Below are 950 nucleotides of genomic sequence, written 5' to 3'. Positions count from 1 at the left end.
GGCACTTGACGCTCCAGAAATCCCTCGGGCTTGCCAAGGTCAGCCAGACCGCGCCGTCGCCAGTCCACCGCGGCCAGGTGGACCAGTCCGTCGACGTAGGCCATCGCTAGGCCGTGCCGCAATTCGGGATCGCCGGCGAACGGCTCGGGCAAGTCGAAACCGGGCGTGAATCCGTCGACGACGCCCATCAGCATGAATTCAGAACCAAGTACGTCGGTGTCAGCACAGTACAGCACGGGCTGCGGGTGCGGAACCGGTGTGCCTTCGAGGGCGTGCAGAATGCGCCACTCGCGGTGGGTGTTTGACGCGCTCGGGTCATTCTTCACCACGGGTGGGCGGCGCAGGACCCAGGCGTCGTCGCCGCGTGCTACGCGGAACAGTGCATTGGCGATTCCGGTGCTTGCCCCGATGCGTTCAGCCGTCAGCGGCTGACCACGGCCAGGGAGGCGGTCGCCGATCCACTCGTCGAGCCGGCCAATGTCGACAAGGTGTGCGGTGGTGGTCATCGCTCCGAAGATAGCAATCTTGACAGTGAGTGTCAATGATGGCAGGGTATGACACATGATCAACTTCGAGTTGCCTCATGAGGTTCGTGAACTGCGGACGCGTGTCGCCGCATTCATCGACGAGGTAGTGCTGCCGGCGGAGCCACAGATCGGCACGCGTCCCTTCTTCGACATCGTCAAGGAGGTCCAGGACAGGGCCCACGCGGAAGGGTTGTGGTGCCCCTTCGTACCGGTGCAGTACGGCGGAATGGGGTTGGGGCACTTGGCCAATGCCGTCGTGCAAGTCGAAGTGGGCCGCGCGTTCAGCCATCTGGGTGCGTGGGCGTTGAACTGCATGGGCCCACAGGACGCGACCATGCTGACCCTCATCGAGCACGGGACCGAGGAGCAGAAGCAGCGCTACCTGGTCCCGCTGGTCAACGGCGATATCCGGGTCTGCTTTGC

The 950-nt window shown here is 64.0% G+C and carries 2 protein-coding genes; one reads left to right on the top strand and one right to left on the bottom strand.

Features of this window, described 5'->3' with window-relative positions; translation table 11 throughout:
* Positions 1–506, bottom strand: a 506-nt coding sequence (locus tag A9X04_RS00975; protein ID WP_156764166.1) for a phosphotransferase family protein, incomplete at its 3' end; no start/stop codon positions are given.
* A gap of 55 nt (positions 507–561) precedes the next feature.
* Here A9X04_RS00975 and A9X04_RS00970 point away from each other — a divergent pair.
* On the top strand, positions 562–950 hold a 389-nt coding region (locus A9X04_RS00970), incomplete at its 3' end, for an acyl-CoA dehydrogenase family protein (protein ID WP_197508966.1).

The organism is Mycobacterium sp. E3247 (genome assembly GCF_001667785.1).
Taxonomy (GTDB): domain Bacteria; phylum Actinomycetota; class Actinomycetes; order Mycobacteriales; family Mycobacteriaceae; genus Mycobacterium.
This window is presented reverse-complemented; position numbering and strand designations above follow the sequence as displayed.